This window comes from Longitalea arenae, from assembly GCF_016924755.1.
Lineage (GTDB): Bacteria > Bacteroidota > Bacteroidia > Chitinophagales > Chitinophagaceae > Niastella > Niastella arenae.
The window spans coordinates 122,250-144,997 of record NZ_JAFFJX010000009.1 but is presented as its reverse complement, the minus strand read 5'-3'; the positions used below and the strand labels follow the sequence as shown (position 1 = coordinate 144,997).

At 46.3% G+C, this 22,748-nt stretch carries 19 protein-coding genes; 10 read left to right on the top strand and 9 right to left on the bottom strand.

Features of this window, described 5'->3' with window-relative positions; all coding sequences use genetic code 11:
* The first annotated feature begins 37 nt into the window (after window positions 1-37).
* The 3 genes from deoC (at window position 38) to JT717_RS18430 (ending at window position 2,581) form a co-directional block, all read left to right on the top strand.
* On the top strand, window positions 38-712 hold the full coding sequence (deoC, locus tag JT717_RS18440; RefSeq protein ID WP_205512281.1) for a deoxyribose-phosphate aldolase: 675 nt from the start codon (window positions 38-40) through the stop codon (window positions 710-712).
* Between the two features lie 213 nt (window positions 713-925).
* A complete protein-coding gene (locus JT717_RS18435) occupies window positions 926-1,357 on the top strand; it encodes an SPOR domain-containing protein (RefSeq protein ID WP_205512278.1) in 432 nt (143 codons plus the stop codon).
* Window positions 1,358-1,393: 36 nt separating this feature from the next.
* Window positions 1,394-2,581 carry a M20 metallopeptidase family protein gene (locus JT717_RS18430; RefSeq protein ID WP_205512276.1) on the top strand — a complete coding sequence of 396 codons (1,188 nt, stop codon included), beginning with the start codon at window positions 1,394-1,396 and terminating at the stop codon, window positions 2,579-2,581.
* 25 nt (window positions 2,582-2,606) lie between these two features.
* Here the strand turns inward: JT717_RS18430 and JT717_RS18425 are convergent, their stop codons facing one another.
* From JT717_RS18425 to JT717_RS18395, 7 genes are read right to left on the bottom strand one after another with little or no spacing between them, the layout of a single operon-like run.
* Window positions 2,607-2,840: a hypothetical protein gene (locus JT717_RS18425; protein WP_205512274.1), complete on the bottom strand. Its 234-nt coding sequence runs from the start codon at window positions 2,838-2,840 to the stop codon at window positions 2,607-2,609.
* A 7-nt stretch (window positions 2,841-2,847) separates the two neighbouring features.
* Window positions 2,848-3,585, bottom strand: a complete 738-nt coding sequence (locus tag JT717_RS18420) for an ABC transporter permease (protein ID WP_205512273.1) — start codon at window positions 3,583-3,585, stop codon at window positions 2,848-2,850.
* A 40-nt stretch (window positions 3,586-3,625) separates the two neighbouring features.
* Window positions 3,626-4,537, bottom strand: a complete 912-nt coding sequence (locus JT717_RS18415) for an ABC transporter ATP-binding protein (RefSeq protein WP_205512271.1) — start codon at window positions 4,535-4,537, stop codon at window positions 3,626-3,628.
* Window positions 4,538-4,544: 7 nt separating this feature from the next.
* Entirely contained in the window at window positions 4,545-5,237 is a 693-nt protein-coding gene (locus tag JT717_RS18410; protein ID WP_205512269.1) for a hypothetical protein, read from the bottom strand.
* Window positions 5,238-5,265: 28 nt separating this feature from the next.
* The gene (locus JT717_RS18405; RefSeq protein ID WP_205512267.1) at window positions 5,266-5,637 is read right to left on the bottom strand and encodes a GntR family transcriptional regulator; all 372 of its coding nucleotides are present in this window, start codon (window positions 5,635-5,637) and stop codon (window positions 5,266-5,268) included.
* A gap of 19 nt (window positions 5,638-5,656) precedes the next feature.
* A complete protein-coding gene (locus tag JT717_RS18400; RefSeq protein WP_205512266.1) occupies window positions 5,657-6,481 on the bottom strand; it encodes a hypothetical protein in 825 nt (274 codons plus the stop codon).
* Window positions 6,482-6,490: 9 nt separating this feature from the next.
* Window positions 6,491-7,324: an ABC transporter ATP-binding protein gene (locus tag JT717_RS18395; RefSeq protein ID WP_205512264.1), complete on the bottom strand. Its 834-nt coding sequence runs from the start codon at window positions 7,322-7,324 to the stop codon at window positions 6,491-6,493.
* Window positions 7,325-7,484: 160 nt separating this feature from the next.
* Between JT717_RS18395 and JT717_RS18390 the strand changes: the two genes are divergently transcribed.
* The 4 genes from JT717_RS18390 (at window position 7,485) to JT717_RS18375 (ending at window position 12,858) form a co-directional block, all read left to right on the top strand.
* Complete coding sequence (locus JT717_RS18390) at window positions 7,485-8,183, top strand: M949_RS01915 family surface polysaccharide biosynthesis protein (protein WP_205512263.1); 699 nt, start codon at window positions 7,485-7,487, stop codon at window positions 8,181-8,183.
* Window positions 8,184-8,584: 401 nt separating this feature from the next.
* Window positions 8,585-10,903, top strand: coding sequence for an NADP-dependent malic enzyme (locus tag JT717_RS18385; protein ID WP_205512260.1), 2,319 nt, complete (start codon window positions 8,585-8,587; stop codon window positions 10,901-10,903).
* A gap of 249 nt (window positions 10,904-11,152) precedes the next feature.
* Window positions 11,153-11,893 carry an MlaE family ABC transporter permease gene (locus JT717_RS18380; protein ID WP_205512259.1) on the top strand — a complete coding sequence of 247 codons (741 nt, stop codon included), beginning with the start codon at window positions 11,153-11,155 and terminating at the stop codon, window positions 11,891-11,893.
* Between the two features lie 149 nt (window positions 11,894-12,042).
* A complete protein-coding gene (locus tag JT717_RS18375; RefSeq protein ID WP_205512257.1) occupies window positions 12,043-12,858 on the top strand; it encodes an ABC transporter ATP-binding protein in 816 nt (271 codons plus the stop codon).
* Window positions 12,859-12,903: 45 nt separating this feature from the next.
* Here the strand turns inward: JT717_RS18375 and JT717_RS18370 are convergent, their stop codons facing one another.
* Complete coding sequence (locus JT717_RS18370) at window positions 12,904-13,110, bottom strand: hypothetical protein (protein ID WP_205512256.1); 207 nt, start codon at window positions 13,108-13,110, stop codon at window positions 12,904-12,906.
* Between the two features lie 92 nt (window positions 13,111-13,202).
* On the opposite strand from JT717_RS18370, the gene sucD reads away from it, so the two are divergent.
* Window positions 13,203-14,075, top strand: a complete 873-nt coding sequence (sucD, locus tag JT717_RS18365) for a succinate--CoA ligase subunit alpha (protein ID WP_205512254.1) — start codon at window positions 13,203-13,205, stop codon at window positions 14,073-14,075.
* 127 nt (window positions 14,076-14,202) lie between these two features.
* Here sucD and JT717_RS18360 read toward each other — a convergent pair whose 3' ends face one another.
* Entirely contained in the window at window positions 14,203-14,946 is a 744-nt protein-coding gene (locus JT717_RS18360) for a proline and serine-rich protein 1 family protein (RefSeq protein ID WP_205512252.1), read from the bottom strand.
* Between the two features lie 344 nt (window positions 14,947-15,290).
* Here JT717_RS18360 and JT717_RS18355 point away from each other — a divergent pair, with 344 nt between their 5' ends.
* The gene (locus tag JT717_RS18355; RefSeq protein WP_205512250.1) at window positions 15,291-21,407 is read left to right on the top strand and encodes an alpha-2-macroglobulin family protein; all 6,117 of its coding nucleotides are present in this window, start codon (window positions 15,291-15,293) and stop codon (window positions 21,405-21,407) included.
* Between the two features lie 257 nt (window positions 21,408-21,664).
* On the top strand, window positions 21,665-22,720 hold the full coding sequence (locus JT717_RS18350; protein WP_205512249.1) for an NAD(P)/FAD-dependent oxidoreductase: 1,056 nt from the start codon (window positions 21,665-21,667) through the stop codon (window positions 22,718-22,720).
* Window positions 22,721-22,748: the final 28 nt, after the last annotated feature.

The window sequence follows — 22,748 nt, the reverse complement described above, 5'->3', positions numbered from 1 at the left end:
GTTGGGTTAAAAACTTCTTAACCGGTTAATACGCTCCATGAACATTGCGCAATACATCGATCATACCCTGCTAAAACCCGCAACAACGATAAATGATCTAAAAAAATTATGTGAAGAAGCGCTACAGTACAATTTTTTTGCTGTTTGTATTCCACCCCCATTGGTAAAGAACGCCCGGTCGATCTTAGCCAACAGTACGGTTAAAACGGCAACGGTCATAGGTTTTCCGTTTGGTTATTCGGTTGCCCGCGCCAAGATGGCCGAGGCACAACAGGCCATTCAGGACGGCGCCGACGAACTGGATGTGGTGATCAACCTGGTGGCGTTGAAAAATAAGGCCTGGCAGTACCTGGAGCTGGAAATGGAATCGATCGTTGAAATAGCACATGCCCAGAACCGGCTGGTAAAAGTGATCATTGAAAGCGGGATCCTCACCGATGAGGAGATCATTACCTGTTGTGAAATATATGCAAAAGCCGGGGTTGATTTTTTAAAGACCTCTACTGGCTATGCCGAAAAGGGCGCCACCCTGGAAGCCGTGCAACTAATGCGGGCGAACCTGCCGTCTACTATACAGATCAAGGCCTCAGGCGGCATCCGTAGTTATGAGCAGGCCGTGGAATATATAAAAACCGGTGCAAACCGGTTGGGAACCAGCGCCGGAGTTGCTATAATATCAGGCGCCGGAACAAATGGGAGTCCGGGGTATTAGCAGGCTGTTACAGGTTACATGTTACAGGTTACAAGGAAAACAGCAACAGGTGAACATCCCTGAACCTGAAACTTGCAGGCCGTGTACTTGCAACCTGGAAGCTCCTGGATTATCTTTGGCGAAGATTTTGTATAATAATTGATAGAGGCTGCATAAAACCATCAACATCAATCAGTACCAGCTCAATTATGCAGCTTTATAAACATAATATTCATGAAATACATTATCAGTTGTGTATTATTAATCCTGTCCCACAGCTTGTTTGCCCAAACCCAAACAGACAGCAACGGTATTGTTGTGCATAAAGATCCGCGGATCGATATGCTGATAAAAAAACAGATCGAGATCAATGAATTTACTACCCGTGATGCCCGCAGCCGGGTGCAGGGTTTCAGAATACTGGTGCTGAATACGAATGACCGTAATAAAGCCAACAGCGCGAAAGCCAAAATTTACCAGGAGTTTCCAGAGTTAAAAGCATACCTTGAATGGAAATCGCCTTATATGAAAGTGAAAGTGGGTGATTTTAAAACCCGCAATGAGGCAGAACCCTATCTTTCCGCCATTCAACGCTTCTTCCCCAACGGTGTGTACATTATCCGCGATATCATTGAGGTGAACCCCGATAAGTCGGGGACCCTCTAAGGTGGTTTTTGCCGCTTTCGGATTATCTTTGTCGCTATGAGCAGTTTACAGAAGAAGATCCAAAGCCTGGCAAAAACATACTCCACTGAGTTTATAGATATTCGCCATCATTTACATGCACACCCTGAACTAAGTTATCAGGAATTTGAAACATCCCGCTTCATTCAAAATAAACTGACTGAATTTGGCATTCCCTATACAGTCATGGCCCAAACCGGTGTTGTAGGTTTAATAAAGGGTAAGAACCCCGGGAAGAAGGTGATCGCCCTGCGGGCCGATATGGATGCCCTGCCGATTACCGAACAAAATGATGTTCCTTATAAATCTAAAAATGAAGGTGTGATGCATGCCTGTGGTCACGATGTGCATACCACCTGCCTGCTGGGCGCCGCAAAAATTTTACAGGAATTAAAAGACGAGTGGGAAGGAACTGTAAAGCTGATCTTTCAACCCGGCGAAGAAAGGAACCCGGGCGGCGCCAGCATACTCATTAAAGAAGGCGTGTTGGAAAATCCTGCACCACAAGGCATCTACGGCTTGCATGTACATCCTCAACTGGAGACCGGTAAACTGAGTTTTCGCGGCGGACAGGTAATGGCCAGCGCCGATGAAATTTATATAACCATCAAAGGCAAAGGCGGACATGCGGCAGCACCGCATTTAACAGCTGATACCATTCTCATTGCCTCGCAGCTCATTGTTAGTTTACAACAGATCATCAGCCGCAACAGGAACCCGCTTTCTCCCTCTGTATTATCTATCTGTTCCATCCAGGGCGGACATACCACCAATGTGATACCCAGCGAAGTGAAGCTGATGGGTACTTTTCGCGCCCTGGATGAAGAATGGCGTTTTAAAGCCCATGAGCTCATTCGTAAACAGGCAACCGAACTGGTGCACAGCATGGGCGCTGAGATCGATCTGCATATAGACGTAGGTTATCCCGCCGTTTACAACAATGAAAAATTGAACAATATTGCCCGTTCGCTGGCCGAGCAATACATGGGTAAAGAAAAAGTGGAAACTACGGAAGTACGCATGGGCGCTGAAGACTTCGGTTATTATACCCGCCATATTCCCGGCTGCTTTTACCGGCTGGGCGTAATGAATGTAGCCAAAGGCATTACATCCGGTGTACATACCCCTACCTTTAATATTGATGAAAATGCCATTGAGACCGGCATGGGTATGATGGCCTGGCTGGGCAGTGGAACGGAGTTTTAAGGAACTGTGAGATTCTTTTATTGTATTAATTAACGATCATATCGAACCGGGAAGAATAAACAGAAAGCCGGTCGCCGGGAAAAGCAAGATTTACTTTCTTTTCTCTGGGCTTGTACAACTTCATTACCATTTTATTGTTACCGGCCTCCGGTACAACACGCCTGTTACCGGCGAAGATCGTCAGCAATACAATGGATAAAACGAGCAGCAGCAGTTGCATATAGATCATTTTTAAAGCTTCAATATTATTACCTGACATAATAGCCTTACCCTTTTTCTTTACGGGTAGCCATATCCCAAAGCGCAATCAGCAAGACCAATGCAAACCAGATCATATTAAATACCTGCGCTTTATCGACTAATGCCGGATTCTTCTGAAAAGAAGGCCAAAAAAATACGACGGGATACATGTAAGGATAAAAGTATAGCTGGTCCCACTGAAGGATCATAAACCCGGTAACCAGCAATGCCAAGCCGATGCCGAGCGGAATAATAAAATTCCGGAAGCGCAGACTTAACCAGTATTGAATGGCGGTAATGGCCAGCACCGAAAAATAAAGTTTTGCCGTTAATGCAAATAATGTCTTCCAGGGAACCGGATGATCGAAAAAATTATATCCCTTTTGCACCAGGTTTGCAGCACAGGCCGTGATAATGATAAATGCGTTAAACAGGACAAAGGCGAGCAGGATCAGCGTATGAATAACAATAAACCGAGACATAAAGATGTCGAGTATGCTGCGGGGAGAAGCATACACCTGCTTCCAGGTGTTATTTTTATATTCCGTTTGCACCACCAAACTGGTTACCAGGATTGCAAACACGGGTAACAGAAAAAATGCGCCGGCCTGCCAGTTGTCATTAATGAACATTTGCCAGGGATCTTTTTTAAGCGCCCGGATAAAATGATCGGGGCGAGCCACCAGCCTTATAAAACTTACGATTGGTATGAAGGCGGCGCCAACAACGGTCAACCAAAATGCAGCCGTACCTTTGCTTTTCAAAAATTCGGCCTTTGTATTTAGAATAAATGAAGCAACCATATTATTGAGCGGTAATTTGAATAAATAAATTTTCCAGATCGTTTTGGGTAATAGCCAGCTGGTATACGTCTAATCCCTGCTGCACCAGTAATTTATTCAGTTGCGCCGAGCGTTCCCTGCTTTCATAGTTGAGCAAAAGCCGGGTGCCGTTTACCTGCTTTACCGGAAACTCTTCCTGTAATACCAGCCTGGCCTTCTCTACATCATTTACTTCAATTTCTATGGCCGATTGTTTTGATTTTAGGTTTTGTAATTGCTGCAGACTTCCCTGGAATAATAATTTTCCTTTGTTAATAATCGCTACATGCGTAGCCATTTTTTCCACCTCGGCCAGCAGGTGACTCGATACAAGAATGGTTTTCCCATATTCCCGGTTCAGTTGTTTGATCAGTTCCCTTGTTTCAATAATGCCGCTCGGATCGAGGCCATTGGTGGGTTCGTCAAGGATCAGCACTTCTGGATCGTGCAACAAAGCAATGGCAATGGCCAGCCTTTGCTTCATACCCAGCGAATAGCTTTTGACTTTTTTATTAGCGGCATGTTGCAACTGCACCAGTTGCAGCACTTCATCAAGACGGTTCTTATTTACCTGGTACGTTAACCGGACCACTTCCAGGTTCTCTTTGCCGGTCAAATGCAGGTAAAGCGAAGGTTGTTCAATGAGTGAGCCAATGCGGGCTAATATATCCAGGCGATCGGCCTGGAAATGCTTACCAAACACGGTTATGTCCCCCTCCTGCTTTTTTAATAACCCCAATATCAAGCGCAAGGTGGTGGTTTTACCGGCACCGTTGGGACCTAAGAATCCATATATGCTACCGGCGGGCACCTGCAGGTTCAGATCATCGAGTATCTTATGACCGGTTTGGAAAGCGAAATGCAGACACCGCGTTTCAATAATTGATGATTGCATAATGGGATCACTTTAATGCTTTAAGATTCTTTCCTGATATGTTAAGGCTCGAATGGTCGTCAGCCATTATGGTCAGATCATTGATCGTAGCCGCCTTATCATCGAACCTGGTTCCCGCCAATTGCATATGCAGTTTGTTAACGGTGATATGATCATGCAGGTCAATGTTTGACTGTTCACCATTCAGTGTTAATTCGTTAAAGAAGATCTTTCCGTCACTGACATGAACGTATGTATCCTTGCCCAGCTGAATATTATAAGACGGCGCACCGGCAGAATCGGCACTGCCTCCTAACCGGATACTACTGTAGGTAGCTCTGATCGGCACTACAGCAGGCAGGTATAAATTCACTGGGTTATAGTTCCGTTGGCCCGGTTCCGGCTGATCAGCCGCAAAACCGGCATCCCCCATAATGATCAATGTATCGTTCAGCACCTGGTAGGTCACACGGGACCCTTTCTGCTTCTGTACTTCCAGTTTGTATTTGTCACCGGGTTTTACCGAGAAACTGCCCAGTCCTTTTACAGAAACAAAGCGGATCGCAGGTATGTCGACTGTGGTCATTTGATTGAACGACTCGCGGTTAAATTTTACATATTCACCACGTTTGTACTTAGCATATACCATCACCTGGATCACTGTTGTTAATATTATGATGGTAAGAAAAATGCCTAATAATAATTTATTGCTTGTTTTCATGATCAGTTATAAGTTTTAGCGTTCCGCCTCAGGCAAAATGTTGTTTCTTGTATTTTTCGAACCGGGGTTTCAACTCGTCGGGATCCATGCCCAGCAAATACATAGTGCGAAATACCTGGGGCAGGTCTTTTTCAACGAAATCATTTTTGCGATAGGTGAGGGAATTCTTTAAAGCCGTTGGTGATACGAAATAACCAATGCCCCGCTGGTTATGGATGATCTCCTGTTGTTGAAGGAATTCATACGTGCGCATAACGGTATTGGGGTTCACTTCCAATTGCACTGCCAGTTCCCGTACGGATGGTATACGCTCTTCGACCTTCCATTCTTTTAACAGGATCTTCTCGCACACATAATCGGCAATTTGCAGGTATATAGCTTGCGATTCACGGAATTGCATATCTTTTTTGATTTTAGCGTTAAACTTCTTTCTCTTTCAACCTGAAATAGGCCACTACCCACAAAGAGGGCGCAAGCGCATACTTCATCAGAAAAAGCATTATCGAACTGATCCACTCAGGCAACTGTATCATAAGCTCTCCATGTGCAGGATCAAACACACGGTAAATGGTAAATGGTTCAAAGAAAGTTCCGTTTGGCATAAACGAGCCCAGCACTTTATGTACAAAGAATACCAGAACCAGGAAAACGACCAGGCCGGCAACCAGCGTTTTAATAAAATGGAACTTCGCAAAATACGCCGACCCAAGCAGGAAGATGGATTGCACAGCAAAGTACAATAGCAAAACGTAGAAAATAACGGGGTTACCATTGCGTGCGGCAAATACATTTGCTACTTCCGTGGGCCTGAAAGGAAGATGCGCCCGCTCCATGCTGGCGCCAACAAAACCGTTAGCCACTTTCACCATAATAACATCAACAGCATAGAATACGATGGTATAACATACAAAGAACAATAGAACGCCATATAGAAGGGCGCTCAATAACTTTTCCAGTGTGGAAGCCGGTGTGAGCAAAAAATGGATTGCTTTTGGCCCCTCAGCCAGTTCGCTGAAGATAAGGCTGGCATATAAGGTACCAGTAAGGTACAGCCCAACATAATAGGTAATAGCCTGGATTTCTTCATTCAGGGGATGCGTTTTGTTAACAAGCATCAGGAATGAAAACCACAATACCAGCAAACCACCAATGGCAGCCAGGGACAGCCCGTATTTTCTTTTATTTTCGTTCCAGTGTTTTCCTATATACAGTAACCAGCGGTTTACATTAAAAACAGCATTCATAGCATTAGTTTAAGCGTTAAAGACAGATTCAATGGCATTGCCATTCAATACAATGGCTTTGTATAATAATTCAAGATCGAGTTTGCTTTCATCACCATGGGTATTGCGGGTAACAACGGCATTGCCGCGTAAAGAAGGCTCACGGAACAAGGCCTGCTTTATTTCGTCGCTGTCAAATGAGATATGGAACGACAATTTGCGGGTAATGGCATCAACCGTTTGATCGAATAAAATGCGGCCTTCATCGATTATGGTAACCCGGTCGATCAGGCTTTCGAGGTCTTTTACCTGGTGGGTACTGATGACAATACATTTGTTCTCATCGAAGCTGCCCGCAATCACTTTGCGGAACTGGCTTTTGCTCATGATATCCAACCCGTTGGTAGGTTCATCCATCAGCAATACCGATGTATTACAGGCCAGGCCCAGGCTGATCAACACTTTCTTCTTCTGGCCGTAACTCATTTTTTGAAGCGTGTTGGAACGCGGAATATCAAATTCAGTGATGTAGCGGTTAAACTGGTCGTCGTTGAATTTGGGATAAAATGGAGCATGGTATCTCACCAGGTGTTCGATGGGCATATCGGGTAAAAAGAATTCTTCCGGAACCATAAATATGTCTTGCAGAAAAGCCGGCTGCCGTTTACCGGGCGTATAACCCAATACACTCACGGTGCCCTCCTGCGGGAACAAGAGGCCAGCTATATTTTTAAGCAGGGTCGATTTACCGGTACCATTTTTACCAAGCAATCCATAAATATGACCAGCCTCAAGCTTCAGGTTAAGGCCTGTAAAGATCTTTTTGCGTCGATACCCAAAATGCAGGTTTTGGATCTGTATCATGTTTGGCGTTTTAGTGTACTAGTTTAATAGTACACACAAACATAAGAGCTTTTCCGGGTTTTACAGCTGTTTCGGTGAAAAAAAGTGATGAGCGGGGCTATTGCATTAGTTTTATACAATATCTATTTTGCAGCAGTTTTAATAAAGACAAACCATTCCCGTGAAACAAAAACTCCTTGTTGGCTTTCTTATCTTCTTAATTAACAGCGCCATTGCACAAACTTCTTCCTTAACCAGTGATATCGTTTCGCCCCGAGAACTGACTGCCCTGCTTACTGACAGTATAAAAAAAGAAATGAATATCAATTTTCCCGTCTACCGTGCCCATCGTTACGCCGACAGATCGGGAAAACATTACTGTATTCTAACGGAAAGCCGGGATGCAATAAAAGATAAAGACACCCTGCACCATACCATAAAGGCGGTAAACATCCTGGAAGCAGAGGGAAAACTAAGTAAGGCCTGGGAGATGAACGACCACATCATCAAATCGGAGCAGGAAGAAAATTCCATCTGGTTCTGGACAAAATACATGGAGTTCAAAGACCATGATAAAGACGGGCTCACCGACCCTTTCATTATTTATGGAACATCGGGTATGGACGGCACCGGTAATGGCCGGATCAAGATCCTGATCTATTACAAAGGACGGAAAGTGGCCATCAGGCATCAGAATGGGACCCTTGACTTTGAAAGAGAAACGCAGGTAGACCAGGCTTTTTATGATTTACCGCTGCCGCTGCAAAAGGCCATTCAAAAGAAGATGGAACTAATGACCCAAAATAATGTGGCTATTTTTCCCGCCGGCTGGCAGACAGCCATGAAGCAAAAGAAGCTGGTGTTCAATGAGCGGAGATGATGGCTGGCCAACCTCTAAGCAATCGTTGTACATACGCGGAATCGATCAACAACCTCAACGGCCCTCCGCACGGGGAAACGTACAAGCCGGCTCAGTGCCAACCTATTACATAACAATTATATAACATATACACGCCTGCCCATTATCATGTAATCGCTTTTCCCGTAAATTGCGCGCCAATTGTTCTAATTAGATCTATGAATTAACCACCCATGCATCTATTTTCCGTCATAATTGTTTGATTGAAAATGATCCATGGTAAACAAACCGGTCCCCGGCCTGCCGGGCGCCTGGTGAATTATTAAAAAATAACCGATGAAACGCCCTGGTAGTATTTTCATTAATCTGTAGTACAATGAAAATGCTGTCATAGTAAGTTGCATCTGGCTAAAAGATTTCAGATGAAAAAAGAATTGCGAAAGGAATCCGCACTAGAGTACCATGCCAAGGGCCGTCCTGGCAAAATCGAAGTGATCCCAACCAAAGAAGCAAAAACCCAACGCGACCTTTCCCTTGCCTACTCCCCTGGTGTCGCAGAACCCTGTAAAGAAATTCACGCCAATCCGGAAGCTGTTTATAAATACACTGCCAAAGGGAACCTCGTAGCTGTGATCAGCAATGGGACCGCCGTATTAGGTTTGGGCGATATTGGCCCTGAAGCCGGCAAACCCGTTATGGAAGGAAAAGGTGTATTGTTCAAAATATTTGCCGACATCGATGTATTCGATATCGAGATCAATGAAAAAGACCCGGAGAAATTCGTTCAGATCGTTAAAGCCCTGGAACCAACTTTCGGGGGCATTAACCTCGAAGATATCAAAGCGCCTGAGTGCTTTTACATAGAGCAGGAGCTGAAAAAGCAAATGAAAATCCCGGTGATGCACGACGACCAGCACGGTACTGCCATCATTAGCGCAGCCGCCCTGCTGAACGCCCTGGAATTGCAAAAGAAAAAGATCGAGAAATGTAAGTTCGTAGTGAACGGCGCAGGCGCCGCAGCGATTGCCTGTATAAAACTATACGAAGCACTGGGGGCAGTACGTGAAAACATTCTCGTATTCGATAGCAAAGGCCTTATTCACGAAAGCCGCAACGACCTCGACGAGTTGAAAAAGGAATTTATCAGCAAAGGCAAGAATGTTACCCTGGAGCAATCGCTCGATGGCGCGGATGTATTCATCGGCCTCAGCAAGGGCAATGTATTATCGCAGGAAATGGTTAAGAGCATGGCGAAGAACCCGATTGTACTGGCCATGGCGAATCCCGATCCCGAGATCACTTATGAAGATTGTACTGCAGCCCGCAAAGATGTTATCATGGGTACCGGCCGCAGTGACTATCCGAACCAGGTGAATAACGTGCTTGGCTTTCCGTTTATCTTCCGCGGCGCCCTGGACGTTCGCGCCACACAGATAAACGAAGCGATGAAACTGGCGGCGGTGAAAGCGTTGGCCGAACTGGCCAAGAGCCCTGTGCCCGACATCGTGAACATTGCCTATAACGAAAAGAATTTATCATTCGGTCCCAACTATATTATTCCAAAACCACTCGATCCGCGGCTGTTGAGCACCGTTGCACCTGCCGTTGCAAAAGCCGCCATTGACAGCGGGGTTGCACAAACGAAGATCACCAATTGGGAAACTTATTCTATAGAACTAAATAAACGGCTGGGCCTCGATAATCAGCTGATGCGGGTACTTGGCGCCAAAGCCCGCCGCAATCCGAAACGGCTGATCTTTGCTGAAGCCGATAACGTTAAAATATTAAAGGCGGCCCAGATCGCTTCTGATGAACGTATTTGTCATCCCATTTTGTTAGGTGATGAGAAAAAGATCAGACAGATGGCCCTGGAAAATAATATCGACCTCGACGATATGTCCATCATTGACCCGCGCAATGATGAGTATGAAGAGAAACGTAAACAATTCGGGGAGCTGTTCTTCAAAAAACGCCAGCGCAAAGGGGTGAACCTGTATGAGTCGTGCAAGATGATGAAAGACCGCACCTATTTCGGTTGTATGATGGTAGAGAACGGCGATGCCGATGCGGTGATCAGCGGTTTGACCCGTAATTATGCAGAGGCCATCCGCCCCGCATTACAGGTGATCGGGATGGAAGAAGGCGTGAAAAAGATCGCGGGCATGTACATGCTGCTGACCAAAAGAGGTCCTTTGTTCCTGGCCGATACAACCGTGAACTTTAACCCCACGGCAGAAGAACTGGCCGATATCACGTTGCTGGCGGCCAAAGAAGTGCGCAGCTTTAACCTGGTGCCCCGGATCGCCATGCTGAGCTACTCCAATTTCGGCAGCAGCGATTCGCCGGAAGCCAAACTGGTTGCCCGGGCAAAGGACATTGTAAAACAAAAAGATCCCACGATCATCATAGATGGCGAAATGCAGGCTAGTATCGCCTTCAGGCAGGATATACTGCGCGAAAATTATCCCTTCAGCGAGCTGGTTGACCAGGAAGTGAACACCCTGATCTTCCCGAACCTGGCAGCGGGTAATATCGCCTACAACCTCATGAAAGAGATCGGTGGCGCAGATGCCATTGGCCCTATTTTGCTGGGACTGAAAAAGCCGGTGCATGTACTGCAGCTGGGCAGTTCGGTGCGCAGCATTTACAATATGGCGCTTATTGCAGTCATCGATGCCCAGTTGAAATGTAATAATAACAACCAGGAAGCGGCCAAAAAGCCCTGGTGGAAGAAGAAATAATACTATAGTTACAGGTTACAGGATACAGGTTACAGGGCATATTGATGCGGGATTCCCCTGCAACCTGTAACCTGTAACGCTCTGTATGGTACCCGGGAAAACCGGCAACTGGTAACCGGCAACCGGTAACCGGCAACTGCTAACCTGCGACTGGTTACCGGCAACTGGTTACCGGCAACCGGTAACTTGTAACGCCTTTACTTGCCATTTCCCTATTAAACTGTATTTTTACATCATTGATTATCAATCATGACTTTATTTACAGAGTTTGGCCGTTACCTGTTGATGATAAAAGGAATGTTTTCGAAACCTGAAAACTGGAAGATGTATTGGAAAGAGCTGATGCACCAATGCAATGAGATCGGTATCGGTTCATTAGGCATAGTGGTCATCATTTCATTCTTTATGGGGGCGGTTTCGGCGCTGCAAACCGCTTATCAGCTGGTTAGCCCCGTGATTCCCATGAGCACCGTTGCCCAGATCGTGCGGGATACGGTCATTCTGGAGTTCGCTCCCACCCTGGTTTGTATCGTACTGGCCGGTGTGGTTGGGAGTAAGATCGCCAGTGAGCTGGGCAACATGCGGGTAAGCGAGCAGATCGATGCCCTGGAGATCATGGGTATCAATACCAAGGCCTACCTGGTATTACCCAAGATCCTGGCTTCTCTCATTATGATCCCCCTGCTCGTGGTCATTTCGGCCGCGCTGGGCATATTGGGCGGACAACTGGCCGCTACTTCGGCGGGCATTTTATCGGCCAATCAATATGAAACGGGCTTGCTGTCGAATTTTCAACAGTACAACGTATTTTTCGCCCTGGTAAAAGCCTATACTTTTTCGTTCCTAATTTCCAGTATACCAGCATATTATGGGTATCATGTGCAGGGCGGCGCCCTGGAGATCGGCCGGTCGAGCACCAAGTCTGTGGTCGTGAGCTGCGTGAGCATCCTGTTTGCCGACTATGTGCTGGCCGCATTATTGTTACAATAATGGCTGCGTGCAGCAATGACCGGCAGCGAAAACGCCGGTAAAACGGTCAATAAGTAGAACTAATAGAACTTTAATAAGTTAGAGCTGTTAATGTCCCCGGGCCCGGGCAGACGCGTTTGGAAGGGATCCGTAGCATGAATTAAAAGCCAATGATCGAAGTAAAAAACATAAGAAAAGGATTTGGTGAGAAAACCGTACTGAACGGTGTAACGGTTACCATGCAGCCAGGTAAATGCAATCTCATTATCGGCGCCAGCGGTAGCGGTAAAACGGTTTTCATGAAATGTATGGTAGGTTTGCTGGTACCCGACCAGGGCGAGATCTGCTACGATGATAAAGATTTTAATAAACTGGGCGCAGAAGAAAAGAAAGAGATCCGCCAGCAGATCGGCATGCTGTTCCAGGGTTCTGCCTTATTCGACAGTTTGACCGTTGAGCAAAACATTATGTTCCCGCTGAACATGTTCACCCAGGATACCTATGCGCAAAAACTAAAGCGGGTGAACGGGGTGCTGGAACGGGTTAACCTGAAAGATGTCAATAAAAAGTATCCTGCTGAACTCAGCGGTGGGATGAAAAAAAGGGTGGGTATTGCACGCGCCATTGTGTTAAATCCTAAATATCTTTTTGTAGATGAGCCTAACTCAGGCCTCGACCCCCAAACATCGCTTGTTATTGATAAACTTGTAAAAGAGATCACTACCGAATATAACATTACAACGGTGGTGAACACCCACGATATGAACTCTGTAATGGAGATCGGCGATCATATCATATTCATGTACCAGGGTAAAAAAGAATGGGAAGGCAGTAATAAGGAGATCATTTTTAACAAGAATGAACGCCTGAACGAATTCATCTTCGCCTCAGAATTCTTAAAAGACGCCAAAGACATGCGTATGCTGGAACAAACGGGTAAAATCTCCAATGACAGGGATATGGATAAATTACTTCCGCCGGGTTAATAAACACGCGATCCGCCCCGCCAGCCGCATTAACAAGCAGCAAAATTAATTTTTTCTAATAGTGCCCTCCTTTGCCGAATAGCGGATCAGGCGTACAAGTGTGCGACGCAACAAATGCTTAATATTGATTCCGGCGCCTGGCCCCAAAATATTTTCTCCCAATGCCGGCCGGCCATGCTGGTTGCCTTTGTGGCCCGTTGCCCGTAAGCCCTTCTTCTTCCGCAAACGTTCCCGGAAATTACCTGCTTTCATGTGCACATTCGCTGATTATCACATTAGCTAATTAACCCATTATCCCCTATTTTTGCACACCCGATAAATGTCGGGGAACTAAATTTCCGCTGATGAGTATTTTAGTAAACAAACAATCAAAGATCCTGGTGCAGGGCTTTACCGGTACAGAAGGTACCTTTCATGCTACACAAATGATAGAATATGGTACCAATGTGGTAGGTGGCGTTACACCAAACAAAGGTGGCACATTGCATTTAGACAGGCCGGTATTTAATACCGTAGCGGAAGCTGTAAAGGAAACCGGGGCCAATGTGTCGATCATATTTGTACCACCGGCTTTTGCATCCGACGCTATTATGGAGGCTGCCAATGCCGGCATTGAACTGGTAGTATGTATAACGGAAGGTATTCCTGTGCAGGATATGGTGAAAGCCAAATTGTACCTGCAGGGCACTAAAACCCGCCTTATCGGGCCTAACTGTCCGGGCGTTATCACTGCCGGTGAATGCAAAGTAGGCATCATGCCGGGCTTCGTATTCAAAAAAGGTAAGATCGGTATCGTATCTAAATCAGGTACGCTTACTTATGAAGCGTCTGACCAGGTAGCTAAAGCCGGTTTGGGTGTTTCTACAGCTGTAGGGATCGGTGGCGACCCCATCATTGGCACTACTACCCGCGAAGCACTGGAAATGTTCATGAACGATCCGGAAACAGAAGGCGTGGTAATGATCGGTGAAATTGGTGGTGGTATGGAAGCTGAAGCCGCCCGCTGGTATAAGGAAAATGGTAAAAAACCTGTAGTGGGCTTTATTGCCGGTCAAACAGCTCCTCCCGGACGCCGTATGGGTCATGCCGGCGCTATCGTTGGCGGTGCAGAAGATACAGCTGCAGCCAAAATGAAGATCATGCAGGAATGCGGTATCACCGTAGTGTCGAGCCCTGCTGATATTGGCGTTACCATGGCCAAGATCATTAAGAAATAAGCGTAATCCGCTTTTAAATAGCAAAACCTTGCAGTTCTGCTCCGGCATGATCTGCAAGGTTTTTTAATGGCCATCGGGTTGTGCCCCATTACCTGTGCGACTGCAAAAGCAAATGTGGCATACCCCTTTATTTGTAGTTCCTTATGTATTCGCCCAGCTCTTCCTTGCTTTTACTGAATGTAAAAGCATTATATACTATGAAGTAATTTTTAGGGTCGGTTATTTTTCCATACATATATTTAGCGATCTCGAGCTTGCTGCTCTCAAAGGAGAAAAGAGAGATCAGCTGTTTGGCCTGCGCGGCTGTAAAATAATTCTGATCTATACCTGATCTGGCAATGGCCATCCGCGAGTCGTCGAAGCTCTCATGTTTAATGGTCTCCATAAACGAAGCGAACGTAACATCATCTATGGCTCGCGGCGCCGTATTGTTGTTGTTCCTGGGAAAGTTATTGTAACGGGGATCTTTGATATTCGGAACAGTAGCATTGTTCTGATTGTTGCGGTCATCTGTATCATAGCGGTTATCAACGATCTGCTGCTCATCGATCAGAGCGCGGTTAAACCGGTTAATGACAATATCCACATAATATTTCGGTTTTACATACACGTTCTTGCTGTAGATCATGGTTTGCGGACCAGGAAGGGTCTTGGGTTTCTTCACATACACCTTTACCTGGTGGTAACCGGCCGTAATATTACGCAGGGTGAGCGAATTGTTATTGAAGGGGTATTGCCGGCCATCAACTTCGAAAAGCATATCAGCGGGGCTTAAACTGGTAATGCTGATGATGCCGTCATTGGCTCCGTCGCGCGCCACTGCCGTGAAGGCGAGCAGCACCAACAGGATCTGTAAACAGGTCTTTTTCATACTGGATGTTTAAAGGGCTTTGATATTTCTAGAACGTTTTTTGCAGGACTTACGTTGCACAAACATATGGATCAATAACTTATATTTAATATTGCTATATATAAGGCAGGAAATGGAATAACCCCCACGCATAACGAAACCCATTCATCAGCCAGCCGTTAAGGGACTTTAACAATTAGCCGTATGTATTTTATTTGCAACTTGCATCGTTCTATATGTGAAGTAGGAAGTAGGAAATATGAAGTAGGAAAACAACGGTCCTTGAAATTCGTACTTCTTCATACTTTCTATTTCACACCTCTTACTTTAGTTTTTTAATAACTTGTATCAAAAATTAGGTCTTAATGATATTTAAGAGAACTTTATCACTGATCTGTGCAACCCTGCTTGTACTGATCGCCAATGCGCAGCAAAAGATGAAAACCTACGAAAAAGAATGGAAAAAGATCGACAGCCTGATCCATAAAAGCCTTCTTACCGCATCGGCCCTGGCGGAGGTGAACAAGATCTACTCGCAGGCCAAACAGGAAGGTAATGATGCGCAGGTGATCAAGGCCGTGTTATACCGTTCTTCATTACAAGAACTGAAAGAAGAAGATGCGGTCAAAAAGAATATAAAACAGCTCGAAGCCGAGATCACCGGCTCCAAAGACGCAGTACGGGCTTTACTGCAAAGTGTAGCGGCACAAAATTACTGGAACTGGTTTCAAAGGCACCGTTACCAGTTATACAACCGTACACAAACCGTCAATTTTCAAAAAGACGATCTGGCCACCTGGAGCACCGATGATTTTCATAAAAAGATCGCCGAACTCTACCTGGCTTCCATCAGCAATGAAAAAGAGTTGCAGCAAACAAAGCTGGAGCCATTCGATCCCATTATTATAAAAGGGAACGTACGCCATTTACGCCCTACCCTCTTCGACCTGCTGGCACACCGGGCGCTGGATTATTTCAGGAACAGTGAACACACGATCACCAAACCGGAAAACGCTTTTGAAATTACAGATACTGCTGCATTTGCAACAGCGAAACAGTTCATGCAATATAAGTTCAGCACCAGTGACAGCCTTTCCTTACAGTTCAAAGCCCTTCAGTTGTACCAACGCCTGCTACAGTTCCATGCAGGTGATGCCAAACCCGATGCTTTACTTGACGCGGATATCGATAGAATACAATACGTGTACAACCATGCCACCATGGAAAATAAAGAAGCCTTGTACACAAAAGCCCTGGAACAGATCGGTAATACCTATGGATTGATACCAGCCGCTACCCAGGCCTGGTATTTATTAGCCCAATGGCATACCATACAGGCCCGGCAATATGATCCGTTGAAAGGAGAAGCCTACCGCGATGAATACCTTAAAGCCGTAAACATATGTGACAAAGTACTGGCCCAAAAAGACAGCAGTGAAGGAAAAATGAACTGCGCCAACCTCATGAAGGAGATCACCCGCTCAGAAATGAATCTGCAAACCGAAAAGGTGAATGTACCCGGACAAGCTTTCCGTACGCTGATCTCTTACCGCAATTTTACGCGGCTGCATTTCCGTATTATAAAACTGGATGCAAATACCCGGGAATCGCTTGGCACCAACAACTGGGAAGATGATTACTGGGAAAAACTGGTAGCCTTACCTGTTACCCGGTCATTTAACCAACAATTGCCAGATACCAAAGATCATCAAAAGCATTCGACAGAAATAAAAGTAGATGCCTTACCTATTGGCGAATACGCCCTGGTGGCCAGTGTTAACAATTCATTTTCATTAAGCGATAACCAGCTGGCCGTACAGTTCTTTTACGTGTCGAACATTGCCTACATTAATAAAGGAAGTGAATACTTTGTAGTACATCGCGAAACCGGTAAACCGCTCCCAAATGCCCGGGTACAGGTATGGTACCGCTCCTACGATCACAACGCCCGCAAGTACATCGACAGCAAAGGCCAAAAAACCGTTGCTAATGAAAACGGGTATGTAAAGATCAATCCATCACGGAATAACCATGAAAACAATTTTAAACTGGAAATCACCAGCGGCGATGACCGTTTGATGCTGGATGATTACCAATACAATTATACGTATCCACAATTACCATACCCGAAGGAGATACCAGATTCAAGGATAACATACCTGTTTACCGACCGGTCGATATACCGCCCGGGACAAACTGTGTACTTTAAGGGCATAATGGTGAACAGAAAGTATAAAACCGGGGAAACCAGTATTCTCACCGATTATAAAACTACCCTAAGAATATCGGGCGCCAATGGGGAAGAGGTTGATACTATACGAGTAACTACGAATGAATATGGCGCCTATTCTGGTAAATTCACGCTGCCCACCAATGTACTGAATGGCGATTTTAACATCATGGATGTACACGGCAATGGCAGCATCAGTTTTTCTGTTGAAGAATACAAACGGCCTAGGTTCCTGGTAGAGATCAATAAACCCACCGGTACTTACCGCTTAAATGAAAACATAACAGTAACCGGCGCAGCAAAGGCATATGCCGGCAATACCATCGACGGCGCCAAAGTAAAATACCGCGTAGTACGTAAAACCATTATGCCCTTATGGTTTTATGGCGGCGGTTACCGCAAAATGATCTGGCCGCCTTATGGCAGAGAGGAAGTGGAGATCGCCCATGGTGAATCAACCACCGATACAAAAGGGGAGTTCAGGATCAGCTTCAAAGCAGTTCCTGATAATCAGATCCCGAAAAAGGACCAGCCCACATTTTATTATGAAGTGTCCGCCGATGTTACCGATGCAGCCGGTGAAACAAGAAGCGGCAATACGGAACTGGCAGTGGCTTACCAGGCCCTGAAGCTTACCCTGCATCTGCCGGAAAAACTACATACCGACAGCCTGAAGCAGATAATGCTATCAAGCACCAACCTCAACGACCTGTTTGAACAAACAAGGGTTACAGTTGCTATTCATAAGCTGCAGACCCCTGAACGCCTGTTCAGAACACGCTACTGGCCGCAACCAGACACTTTTGTGCTGTCACAACAGGAGTTTTATGCTTCATTCCCTTACGATGCATATAAAAACGAGGACGATCCGGCTACATGGGCCCGGGCGCAAAAGGTGGCTGAAAGAACCGACACTACCTCGGGCAATAAACCATTCAGCATCGATCATCCTGCATTAACCCCCGGCTGGTATGTTATAGAAGCTACAACAAAAGATAAATACGGCGAAGATGTGAAAGACATTCGGTATGTACAACTGTATAACCAGGGTATTGTGAGCCCAATCGCCATGGGTGGTATCGAAAGCGCTAAAACCACCGTTGAACCCGGCGAGAAAGCCGTTTACCAGGTAAGCACTACACTGGAAGATGCATTTGTGATCCACGAAGTGAATAATAAAGACACTACCAGCAGCAGAACCTTTTTCACCCTGAACAAGAACAGCCGTTCTTTCGAAATACCGGTTACAGAAAAAGAGCGTGGCGGTTTTGGCATTCAGATCGCCTTTGTAAAACATAACCGCGTATATAGTGTTGTGCAAACATTCATGGTGCCTTATACCAATAAAGAACTGACCATAAGCTATGAAACATTCCGCGATAAGACCCTGCCCGGCAGCGAAGAAAAATGGAAAGTGAAGATCAGCGGCTACAAAGGCGATAAAGTGGCGGCTGAAATGCTTACTGCGATGTACGATGCCTCGTTAGACCAGTTCAAACCGCAAAAATGGAGTAAACCATCACTGTGGGATCTTTATTTCGCCCAGCAGAAATGGGCCGGCGGCAATGGCTTCAGCGCCGTACAGTCGCTGGAGAAATACAATGCCGTTGAGTTATACAAACCGGTTAACAAGGAATACGATCAGCTGAACCTGGTGCCCGGCAGTGAATACTTCGCCCACCGGAATAGCAGGATGTTAGAAGGCCGCGTAGCGGGCATAGCTGCAGGGGTACCGGCCGCACCGGAAGCGGCGAACCAGGCGCTTTCAGAAGTGGTGGTGGTTGGTTATGGAACAGCCAAAAAAAGAGATGTGGCTGCAGATTCAATGGAGAAAGAAGAGGATGAGGCTGACGCCGCAGAAAAACCTGCCGCCCCCGGAACAGCGGCGGTTCAGGTACGTAAGAACTTTAATGAAACGGCCTTCTTCTTCCCCGACCTGCATACCGATGCCGATGGGAATATCGAATTCTCCTTCACTATGCCGGAAGCAGTCACACAATGGAAGTGGATGAGCCTGGCACATACCAAAGACCTGTCATTTGGCTACGATGAAAAAACCATCGTTACCCAAAAAGACCTGATGGTGCAACCCAATGCCCCCCGCTTTTTGCGGGAAGGCGACCGCATGAATTTCAGCGGCAAGATCGCCAACCTTACCGATAAGGAAATAACCGGACAGGTACAATTACAACTGATCGATGCCACTACCAACCAGGCTGTGGATGGCTGGTTCCGCAATGTGATCCCCAGTCAGTATTTTACCGTTCCGGCCAAACAAAGCGTTCCCGTCAGCTTCAGCCTCGAGATCCCTTACCAGTACAATAAACCGGTCACTTACCGGCTGGTTGCCCGGGCCGGCAATACCAGTGACGGCGAAGAAGCCATGCTACCGGTGGTAAGCAACCGCATGCTGGTTACAGAAAGCGTACCGCTGCCCGTTCGTGGTAATGGAACCAAAAGCTTTACTTTTGAAAAGCTGGTTAAAAGCGGTAACAGCGAAAGCCTGAACCATCATGCACTAACCGTTGAATTCACTACCAATCCCGCCTGGTATGCGGTACAGGCCCTGCCTTACTTAATGGAATATCCCTACGATTGCGCTGAACAGGTCTTCAACCGTTATTATGCCAATGCCCTGGCCAGCACCATTGCCAATGCTTCCCCGAAGATCAAACAGATCTTCGAACGTTGGAAAACTGCCGATTCTTCGGCGCTGCTCAGCAATTTGCAAAAGAACGAAGAGTTGAAATCAGTGCTGTTGCAGGAAACTCCCTGGGTATTACAGGCAAAAAATGAAGCGCAACAAAAAAAGAACATCGCCTTACTGTTCGACCTGGTGCGCATGAGCGGCGAGCTTACAAAGAACATTAGCAAACTGCAGGAACTGCAAAGCCCCAATGGTGGTTTTGTATGGTTCAAGGGCGGTCCGGACGATCGTTATATTACCCAATACATTCTCACCGGTATCGGCCACCTGAAAAAGCTGAAAGCCTTACCATCGAACGATCTACTGGATGCCATTATCAAAAAAGCGCTCCCTTATCTGGATGCCCGCCTGCAGGAAGACTACAACAACATGTTGAAGCAGCGCAAAAAGCTGCCGGAAACGGAATATATCAGTCCGCTGCATATTCAGTATTTATACATGCGGAGCTTCTTCCCTGAAAATGGCGTGCCCGGTAATGTGTTCAAAGCCTATAACTATTACCGTTCGCAATCCCAAAAAGCCTGGGTGAAACAAAGCAAATACATGCAGGGCATGATCGCCTTGTCGCTCTTCCGCACCGGCGATGTACAAACCGCCCGCAATATTGTAAAGTCATTAAAAGAGAACGCTCTCATTAATGAAGAAATGGGCATGTACTGGAAAGATTTCTCAGCGGGTTATTACTGGTATCAATCACCTGTTGAAAGCCAGTCCCTGATGATCGAGACCTTTACCGAAGTAACACAGGATACAGCCGCCGTGAACGATATGAAATTATGGTTACTGAAACAAAAACAAACGCAGCACTGGAGAACCACCAAAGCCACCGCAGATGCCTGTTATGCGCTGCTTTTACAGGGAACTGATCTGCTGACGAACGCACCGGATATTACCATCGATCTTGGCAATACCGCTATTAGCAGTAAAGACCAGCAGCAGGAAGCCGGCACCGGTTATTTCAAAAAAGTGCTCGATGAAAAACAGGTAAAACCGGAAATGGGGAATATCAAAGTTACTGTGTCGAAGATCTCTTCTGCCACTGGCGCAGGCCGGGAAGCTGCCGCCTGGGGCGCCGTTTACTGGCAGTATTTCGAAGACCTGAACAAGATCACCCCTGCGGCCACACCTTTACAATTGACCAAGCAATTATTTGTGGAAAAGAATACTGCCCGTGGCCCGGTATTAGAACCGGTCAAAGAAGGCGATGTAATGAAAGTAGGCGACAAGGTGAAAGTACGTATGGAGCTGCGCGTTGACCGCAATATGGAATATGTGCACATGAAAGATATGCGTGCAGCCTGCCTGGAACCTGTGAATGTGATCAGCCAGTATAAATGGCAGGGCGGACTCGGTTATTACGAATCAACCAAGGACGCCAGCACCAATTTCTTCTTCGGCCAGCTGCCGAAAGGCACTTACGTATTCGAGTATCCTTTGTTTGTTACGCACACCGGTACATTCAGCAATGGCATTACCACCATTCAATGTATGTATGCCCCTGAGTTTACCAGCCACAGTGAAGGTGTGACGGTGAAAGTAGAGTAAGGAAATCATTCTAATGATAAAGGTGGGTTATCCAAATGGGTAGCTCACTTTTTTTTATTAATGCGTTACAGGTTACAAGGTACAGGTTACAAGTGCGTTTGTTTCAGGCGCCTGTTATTACTTTGAGCCTGTAGCTGAGAGACTGGACCTTTTACCCTGCAACCTGCAACCAGGAACTTGCAATCCCCTGCTTTACACTATGAACGTTCAACCTTGCGTAAGCCGTCATTATAGATCTTCTCCCTTACATTTGCGTCATGCATTTTGATTTTTTAGTGATCGGCCAGGGGATCTGCGGTACATTCCTCAGCTGGGAATTACAAAAAGCAGGTTTTTCTTTCCTGGTGATCGATGATAACCGGCCGGGAACAGCTTCCAGGGTAGCCGCCGGCATTATTAACCCGGTCACCGGCAGACGTATTGTAAAAACGTGGATGATAGATGAGGTGATGCCCTTTGCCTGGCAGCAATACACCGAACTCGGCAGCCGGTTGCAGCTAACGGCAATCCAGCAAAAAGACATCATCGATTTTTTTCCAACCCCGCAAATGAAGCTGGCCTATGAGAAACGCTATGCAGAAGATACCCAATACATCTCGCTGCCAAATGACCCGGATGCGTGGAGCACCTATTTCAATTATGATTTTGGCTACGGCATTATTTCCCCCTGTTACCTGGTAAACCTGCCGGAATTGCTGCCTGCATACCGCCGCTTGTTGATGGCTGGTAATAACCTGCTCGAAGAAAAATTCGATCATACGCAATTACAGGTGCTTGCCGATACCATCCACTACAAAGGCATTACAGCCCAGCGGATCATCTTCTGCGATGGCATTGGTTCCTTTAACAATCCCTGGTTTGCCAACCTGCCCTTTGCTCCTAATAAAGGCGAGGTGTTACTGGTAGAAACGGGCGACATGCCTGGGCAGCACATCTTTAAAAAAGGCATTAACTGGGTGCCCTGGCGGGATAATATTTTTTGGGTGGGCTCTTCCTACGAATGGGATTTTACCAGCGATGCTCCAACAGCATTATTCCGGGAGAAAACCCTGGCTGCCTTAAAACACTGGATAAAAGCACCGGTGCGCCTGCTGGAGCATACCGCTGCAGTACGGCCCGCCACCATTGAACGGCGTCCATTCATCGGCTTCCATCCCACGCAACCGGCCATTGGCATTTTCAACGGTATGGGCACCAAAGGCTGTTCCCTGGCGCCATTTTTTGCACCACAACTGGTGCAACATCTTCAGCATCAGTCGCCACTGCTACCCGAAGCCGATATTCAGCGATTCAAACGCGTATTATCGAAATAATTTTATTTTTGCACCTTCTATTATCAAA